Source organism: Reyranella sp., assembly GCF_036558665.1.
GTDB lineage: Bacteria > Pseudomonadota > Alphaproteobacteria > Reyranellales > Reyranellaceae > Reyranella.
The window spans coordinates 1-7,855 of sequence record NZ_DATBFE010000032.1 but is presented as its reverse complement, the minus strand read 5'-3'; the positions used below and the strand labels follow the sequence as shown (position 1 = coordinate 7,855).

Sequence of the window (7,855 nt, the reverse complement as noted above, 5' to 3'; positions counted from 1 at the left end):
GAATCTGAACGGAACCTTGTAGTCCTCGTCGGCGACCGGTGTTCCGGTGTCCGCCCCGACATCGAAGTTCTCGTCCCACGCCAGGATCAACGGTATCGTGTGGTCCATATTCTGGCTCGCGACCTGCTTGCCGTCCACCTTGAGCACACCGGTGCCGCCGCGACCGATGCCACTCATGTTGTTGAAGGCGAGTGTCCCGATGCCGAGGCCGTCGTACTTGAAGTCGAACTCGAGCGAGTGCTTGCCGGGAGCGAGCGCTTCGGGCCCCTCCCAGCGCACGCGCTTGAGGTCGACCAGGTTCCACAGGAACACCGGCTTGCCCTTCAGGACGTAGAAGCCGTAGCCCGCGAAACGGCCACCCTGCGTCACGATCATGCCCTCGGCGCCGCCCTCGGGGATCGTCACCTCGGCCTTGAAGTTGTACGAGGCGTTTAGAATGCTGGGCGCGTCGCCATTGGGCGTGCCGGTCAACTCACCCCTATAGGTGAACACGTTGCGGCCGGCGGTGATGCTGGGCCGCGGCGTGACCAGGCGGGTCGCGACCGTCGCATCGAGCGGCAGGACCTGATACTTGGCCGCCTCCTGCCAGAACAACGCGTCGAGTTCCTTGACCTTGTCGGGATATTTCGCGGCAAGGTTCTCCGTCTGTGTCCAGTCCTTGGTGACGTCGTAGAGTTCATAGGGATAACTCGCAGGGTCCTGCTTGACCGGGCTCGCGACGTCCCACGGCGGACGCATGACCTTGGTGCTGAGGATCCAGCCGTCGTTATAGAGGGCGTGATCGCCCATCATCTCGAAGTATTGCGTCTTGTGCCGCGAGGACGCGTTCGCATTGGCCTTGTCGAAGGTATAGACCATGCTGGTGCCTTCCATCGGGCTCTGCGCAATGCCGTCGACGACCTTCGGTTCCCTGATGTGCGTGGCCTCGAGAATCGTGGGCGCGATGTCGATGATGTGATGGAACTGGGTGCGGATGCCACCCTTGTCCTTGATCACGGCCGGCCACGAGATCGCCGTGCCCTGGCGCACGCCGCCGAAGTGCGAGGCGATCTGCTTGGTCCAGGAGAACGGTGTGTCGAACGCCCACGACCACGGCACGGCCATGTGGTTGTAGGTCCGGTCGGAACCCCAGACGTCGTAGAAGTACCTGAGCTGGACGTCGACCGGGACCTCGACGCCGTTGAACATCGCGACCTCGTTCGGCGTGCCGACCAAGGTTCCCTCGGCGCTCGAACCGTTGTCGCCGCTGATGTAGATGATCAACGTGTTGTCGAGCTTGCCCATGTCCTGGACCGCCTGGATGACGCGGCCGATCTCGTGGTCGGCATACATCAGGTAGGCGGCGTAGACGTCGGCCTGGCGAATGAACATCTTCTTCTCGTCGGCCGAAAGCGCATCCCAGTTCTTCAGGAGATCGCTGGGCCACGGGGTCAGCCTGGCATCCTGCGGAATGACACCGAGCCGCTTCTGGTTGGCGAAGATCTGGTCGCGCAGCGCGTTCCAGCCCTTGTCGAACAAGTGCATGTCCTCCGCCTTCTTGATCCATTCCGGCGTCGGGTGGTGGGGTGCGTGCGTGGCGCCGGGGACGTAGTAGACGAAGAAGGGCTGGTCGGGCGTCAGCGTGTTGACCCGGTTCATGTAGCCGATCGCCTCATCCGCCATCGCAGTGATCAGGTTGTAGTTGGGGTTGTTCTCGAAGGGATAGATATAGGTCGTGTTACGGGCGAGGTTGTCAGGCTGCCACTGGTTGGTGTCGCCGCCCATGAACCCGTAGAAATACTCGAAGCCCATGCCGATCGGCCATTGGTCGAACGGACCGTCCGAGCTCGCCTGGAACGAGGGCGTGTTGTGGTTCTTGCCGAACCAGGCTGTGCGATAGCCGTTGTCCCGCAGGATCGTGCCGATCGTGGCCTTGTCCTTGGTGATGATGCTGTTGTAGCCGGGATAGCCAGTGGCCTGCTCGGCCACGACGCCGAAGCCCACCGAATGGTGATTGCGCCCGGTGATCAACGCGGCGCGCGTCGGCGAGCAGAGCGCCGTCGAGTTGAAGTTGGTGTACCGCAGGCCCTCGTTGGCGATGCGGTCGAGTGCCGGTGTCGGGATCACCCCGCCGAAGGTGCCGGGCGCGCCAAAGCCCACGTCGTCGGTCATGATCAGCAACACATTCGGTGCACCCTTGGGCGGCGCGACACGCGCAGGCCAGTAGGGCCTCGATTGCGGCGCGCTGCGTTCGATCTTGCCCTCGAATTTCTGCGGCGGCGCAGGAATCTGCGCGCCGTCGATGGTGGTTGTGGCGCCCGGCGATCCGGGCGTGCCGGTGATCTGCTGGGCATGAGCGATCGTCGTCCCAGCCAGAAGAATGGCGGCGAACACTACCGGTGCAAGGAATCCAGACGAATGGAACGTCGCCATGACAGGACCTCCGTGAGGCTGGAACAAGCCGGACAGCTCGGCCGAGTTGTCGACTCAATCCAGGTCAAAGGGCACGCGGAACGCCTACGCAACCACCCAACCGGACTTATTGACCTCCCAGCACAGGGAGCGAGTGCCCGCGTGTCACCGGTGGCGGGTTCCATTTGCCCGTCAATGCCTCGGATCGCGGGCTGTACAGCCGCATCGTGAGGTTGAAGGGAGCCTTTGGTGCCGGCAGCCAGTTGGCCTCGCGTTCCTTGCCCGGGCTCTCGTTCTGGAAATAGATGTCGAGAGAGCCGTCGGGATTGGACTTGAACGGCATCCAGCTGCTGACGGCAAACCGGTTGAGCGGGTTCGCCACCTGGAAGCCCTCGGCGTCGTAGAGCGTGATCGACCAGAAGGCGTCGACCGGCGGCGTCGCGCCCTTGTCGAAGTGAAGCACGTACCTGTTCGCGCCGTCGAGCGGCTTGCCCGACTCGTCAGCCAGATTGAGTGGATAGATCGCGTCCTCGGGCAGGTTCGCGCCGAGGCCGAGCTGGGCGACGATGGCGCGTTTGAGATAGTAGTTGCCGTAGACGCCCATCGTATCGGTGTTCATCGACCAGCCGTTCACGACTCGGGCAAGCGTTGCCACCTTCCAGGTCATCAGAGCTTGCGCATCCTCGGGTGCCGTCGACAGGGCCTGGCGTACGGCGGGATCCAGCTTGTCGAAGTCGAAGCTCTTGCCCGGCTCGATGCCGATCTTCTTCAGCTGCGCCACGATCGGCTGGTCGGTGACGTGGGGCGGATGCAGCTTCAGCAGTTCGGCGGCGTAGGCGAAATACTTGGCGGCCGGCATGGTGTCGACCTGCACCTTGGGGGGAGTCTTCATGTCGACCGACGGATCGATCTTCACCTCGACCGGCTTCGGCGGCTTGCCCCACTCCGAGAGCGGCGTGGCCTTGTAGCCTGCCTGGATCTTGTGGACGGCGTCGTAGTCCGCCGGTCCGTCGGTCTTGGTGCGGCCGATGATCCAGACGATCGGCGTCGGAGCGGCGATGCGCGTCATTCCGGCAGGAACGGTGCCAGTCCAGCCCGGCGGGGTGACGAGGAAGTTACCCGCCTGCGTGCCGGTGGTCCGCCAGCCCGGCGAGGCGAAGACGTCGGACCACATATCCAGCATCGGCAGGAGATAGTACCGGCCGTTGGTGTCGGGGGCCGAGACGACCATCGGCTCCTTCGCCAAGTCGAGCCAGGCGATCGAATAAAGCGTATCGAAGTTTGGGCGCACCACGCCCTTGAAGTCGGCCGGCGGATAGACCGGGACGTTGACGAACATATTCATCGGACCCTTGCCGAACTCCTTGCCGGGCTCGATGTTGGTGAACTGCTTGCGCGACACGTCCATCGTCACCAGCGAATAAAAGTAGACATAGGCGTCGACGGCGATCGCGTGCGCCTGCTGCTCGGTGATCGGAGCCTCGGCCCGGGCGCCGTGGGGAGCGGGTGGGAGGAGCAGCAGTCCAACTCCGAACATGATGGCAAGACTGGCGTGCTTCATTGATCTCCTCCGATGCTAGAAACGAAAACTGGCGCCGATGATCGGCCCATGGAGTGTTTCATTGATGCCCACGGCATCGGGGCTGGCGCTCGAGCTGTAATTCACGCCGAGGGCGCGAAAGCCGATCGTTGCCCCGATCTGGTAACCGGTGAACTGCCACAGATAGGTGTAGGCGGCGACGGCCTGCCAGGCGAACTGGCTGCCGCTCAATGATGCCAGTCGCGACACCCAGAAGTGCCATCGCGACACAAATCGATGCAGGCTTTCTTGTCACGCAATACTGCACTGGTTTCCCCTTACCCGCGCCCTGTCGTGCGAGCCGCTACGTTCCGGGCCCCCTCGGCGTGCGTGCAGGGTAGTGCGGGCGGGCAACAATCCGCTTGATCTTTTGCGACAAAATGCAATTCATTCTTGAGGGGACGTGGCTTTGCGCGACCCGCGACAAGGGTTCGCAAACGATGGTGACACAGGTTCTCAGCGGGGAAAGACTGCGCGCCGGCGCCTTCATGGCCCTGCCGAAGGTGCTGGCCCGCTTCGATCTGGCCATCGAGCCGATCCTTGCCGACCTGGGCTTGCCGCCAGACCTGCTGTCGGCCCCGGACAATACCTTCGAGGTCGAACAGGCCGGTCGTTTGCTGGAACTCTGCGCCAGCCGATCCGGGTGCAGCCATATCGGTCTGCTTCTCGGGCAGGCGGTCTCGCCGGCCGTGCTCGGCCTGCCGGGGCTGCTGATGCGGACTGCCGATACCCTGGGCGAAGCTCTGAAATCCTTGGTCATGTCGCTTCATTTCAACGGCCGGGGGGTCATCCCGACCTTGTCCGTCTATGAAGAGACCGTCGTCTTCGGCTTCACCCTGACCACCGGCGCCGGAACGGGCCGGCCGATGGGCCAGGATCTTTCACTGGCGGTTTGTTGCCAGGTCATACGATCCCTGATGGGCTCCGACTGGGTTCCCGGGGAGGCTCGACTGGCACGCCATGTGCCCGCCGACCAGCGTCCCTACCGGCGCTGCTTCGGGATCGACGTCACGTTCGACGCCGAGCGATCGGTTCTGATCTTTCCGGCGCACTGGCTCGAGAGGCCCGTCGCAACGGCCGATCGAGCCGCGCACCGCCGGCTCGAGAGGCTCCTCGCCACACCCGCTTCGAGTGACGCCGAGTTCGTCCTCTTCTGTCGGCGGGCGATCATTGCCTCGGTTGCACAGCAAGATCTTTCTGTCGGCCGGGTCGCTGCTGCCATGAAGCTCCACCCGAGGACGTTGAACCGGCGTCTCGCCTTGCTCGAAACGTCGATCGCCGTCCTGGTCAGGGATGTGCGGTTCGCGATGGCGCGTCAGTTGCTGACCGACACATCGCTGCCGATCGGCGAGATCGCTTCTGCCCTCGGTTATTCGGAGGCGAGCACCTTCGCCAGAAATTTCAGATCCTGGGCGGGAAAGCCTCCCTCTGCCTGGCGTCAGGGCAATGTTACGGACCACAGCCGGACAACTGCCGCGGACATTCGGGATCCGGGGCGTCAACCCATGCCGTAGCTGCGCGATTCGGCACAGCCTTTGCAGAGCCCTCTGCGCAATTCGACCGAGCGATTGTCGACATTCGCCGAAGTCGGTCGGACGCCCAAGTGCAGCGCCATAGTCGCAAGTGAGCCTGCGACTTGGGCGTTTCGCTCCGGCTGGCTCATGGCGAGCTCACCTCGACGACCCGAAACGGTCGGGCTATGCCGTCGTGCTCCGTGATGGAAACATACTCGCCGGGCACGAACTTGTGCTTGTCGAAGCGAAAGATGGGCTCGTCATCGTCTTCGGACTTGTAGGAAAAGGACCATGCGCCGCCACGATGGTGCGTCAGACGGCCATGCTCGTCCTCCGCCTCCTTCCAGAACCGGCGGACGGTGCATCTTCCCTTGTCGTGCAGCCAGTTCCTCGGATCGAGCTTTCCCCTACGGTCGAGCGGCGCCATGAACTCGTAGCCACACTCCCGGCTGCCGTCCGGAAAGTCCGGCGTGCGCGCAAGTTCCAGACGTATCTTCCTCAGGCTCATGTCGCCTCCGGGCAACTCCAATGGTTGAAATCCTCCGGCACACGGGTTGAATGGCCCATGATCCAGATCAAGGGATTCTGCCTTCGCCGGTGAAGGGTGACCGATCAAGGAAAGATCGATGGCCGAGTGCGTCCGCAAGGACGACCGTCGTTGCAACCTTGCCCGCTTAGAGCTTGACCTGAATCAATGCCTCCGTCGTCTGCCTGCGCGAAGACCTCCCCGTGGCGCCGGAGGAGAGCGACGATGAGCTACAAGACGATCCTTGTTCACTGCGACGCAAGCAAGACCGCCAGTCAGCAGATGGCCGTCGCGACCGAGCTCACGGAGCGTTTCGGCGCGAGCCTGATCGGGCTTCACGCGCGTCGGCCATTCGAATCGCCCGCCTACTTCGACATCGGTCTTCCCATGGGACCGCTGGTCGATGCCTACGAACAGGGCATAAATGCCGAGCAGGCCACCGCAGAAGCGACATTCGGCAAGTCGATCAAGGGAAAGCATCTGGCAACAGAGTGGCGAGTGGTCGACGGCTACCCCGAGGACGAGCTCGTGGTGAACGCCCGTTATGCCGATTTGCTCGTGGTGGGGCAGGCCGACAGAAAGAACGTGTCGCCGGTTCCCGGTGATCTGCCTGAAGCGGTGGCCCTTGCGACCGGCCGGCCGGTTCTCGTCGTGCCGGAAATCGGCGCCGCCAGGCCGCCTGGAGATGTCGTGATGCTGTGCTGGAATGCGAGCCGCGAAAGCGCCCGCGCGGCGGTCGACGCGCTGCCATTCCTGAAGGCGGCGAAGGAAGTGGTCGTGCTGATCGTCGACCCCCACACGTCCGCAAATGGTCATGGCGCCGAACCCGGCGCCGATGTCGCGACCTGGCTCTCCCGCCATGGTGTAAAGGTGACCGTGCAGCGTGACGTCGCGGCCGACGCCGATATCGGTAACGTCATCCTGTCGCGCGCGGCCGACCACGGCATCGATCTGATCGTGATGGGTGTCTACGGCCATTCGCGGCTACGCGAAATGGTGCTGGGCGGCGTCAGCCGCACGCTGATGTCCAGCATGACAGTGCCCGTCCTGATGTCGCACTGACCGCGTCATGGACCCCGCGCTTCTCGCGGCCTACGACCGGCCAGTTCCCCGTTACACGAGCTATCCGACCGCTGCCCAGTTTACGCCGGCGGTCGGGCCGACGCAGCACGCCGAGTGGCTGGCGGAGCTGAAGGGGAGATCTGCCTCGCTGTACATCCATGTGCCCTTCTGCCGGGAGCTTTGCTGGTATTGCGCCTGCCATACCATGGCAATGCGCCGCCCCGGCACGCTCGATGCCTATGCGGATGCGCTCGCGACTGAGCTGCTCCGTGTGGCGCAGGCGACACCGGATCTTCTGATCGATGGCATTCAATGGGGCGGCGGCACGCCGGGCCAGCTCGGCGCCAGCCGGCTCCGGGCGCTCGGCCGACGTATTGCGACGCTGTTCGACCGTCACAGCGGCGCCGAGGTTTCCTTCGAAATCGACCCCCGCTACTGCGATCGTGCCCTCGCCGACGCCCTCGCCGAAATCGGCGTCACGCGGGCAAGCCTTGGCATCCAGGATTTCGATCCGGCCGTGCAGCGCGCGATCAACCGACCGCAGTCGTTCGACGTCGCTGCGGATGCCATGGGCACATTGCGCACAGTCGGAATCACCCGCTTCAACCTGGACCTCGTCTACGGACTCCCGTGCCAGACGATGGAGACGCTGGGCCGCACGCTCGATCTCGCGCTGGAACTGACACCCGGCCGTTTCGCTGTCTTCGGCTATGCGCACGTTCCGTGGATGAAGCCGCATCAGAAGTTGATCGACGAGGCGTTACTGCCCGAGGCAGCGCTGCG

At 63.7% G+C, this 7,855-nt stretch carries 7 protein-coding genes; 3 read left to right on the top strand and 4 right to left on the bottom strand.

All coding sequences use genetic code 11. The features are described from left to right. From VH499_RS04930 to VH499_RS04920, 3 genes are all read right to left on the bottom strand, one after another. The coding region (locus tag VH499_RS04930) for an arylsulfatase (protein ID WP_332051582.1) at window positions 1–2,412 on the bottom strand (2,412 nt) is incomplete at its 3' end. 106 nt (window positions 2,413–2,518) lie between these two features. After that, on the bottom strand, window positions 2,519–3,952 hold the full coding sequence (locus VH499_RS04925) for a DUF1254 domain-containing protein (protein WP_332051581.1): 1,434 nt from the start codon (window positions 3,950–3,952) through the stop codon (window positions 2,519–2,521). 15 nt (window positions 3,953–3,967) lie between these two features. Then, window positions 3,968–4,201 (bottom strand): hypothetical protein, encoded by a 234-nt coding sequence (locus VH499_RS04920; RefSeq protein WP_332051580.1) that lies wholly within the window; start codon window positions 4,199–4,201, stop codon window positions 3,968–3,970. A gap of 149 nt (window positions 4,202–4,350) precedes the next feature. On the opposite strand from VH499_RS04920, the gene VH499_RS04915 reads away from it, so the two are divergent. Next, on the top strand, window positions 4,351–5,484 hold the full coding sequence (locus VH499_RS04915) for an AraC family transcriptional regulator (RefSeq protein WP_332051579.1): 1,134 nt from the start codon (window positions 4,351–4,353) through the stop codon (window positions 5,482–5,484). A gap of 145 nt (window positions 5,485–5,629) precedes the next feature. Here the strand turns inward: VH499_RS04915 and VH499_RS04910 are convergent, their stop codons facing one another. Further along, window positions 5,630–5,992, bottom strand: coding sequence for a hypothetical protein (locus VH499_RS04910; RefSeq protein ID WP_332051578.1), 363 nt, complete (start codon window positions 5,990–5,992; stop codon window positions 5,630–5,632). A gap of 243 nt (window positions 5,993–6,235) precedes the next feature. On the opposite strand from VH499_RS04910, the gene VH499_RS04905 reads away from it, so the two are divergent. Both VH499_RS04905 and VH499_RS04900 read left to right on the top strand, forming a co-directional pair. Next, window positions 6,236–7,072: a universal stress protein gene (locus VH499_RS04905; RefSeq protein WP_332051577.1), complete on the top strand. Its 837-nt coding sequence runs from the start codon at window positions 6,236–6,238 to the stop codon at window positions 7,070–7,072. Between the two features lie 7 nt (window positions 7,073–7,079). Then, the coding region (locus VH499_RS04900; RefSeq protein WP_332051576.1) for a radical SAM protein at window positions 7,080–7,855 on the top strand (776 nt) is incomplete at its 3' end.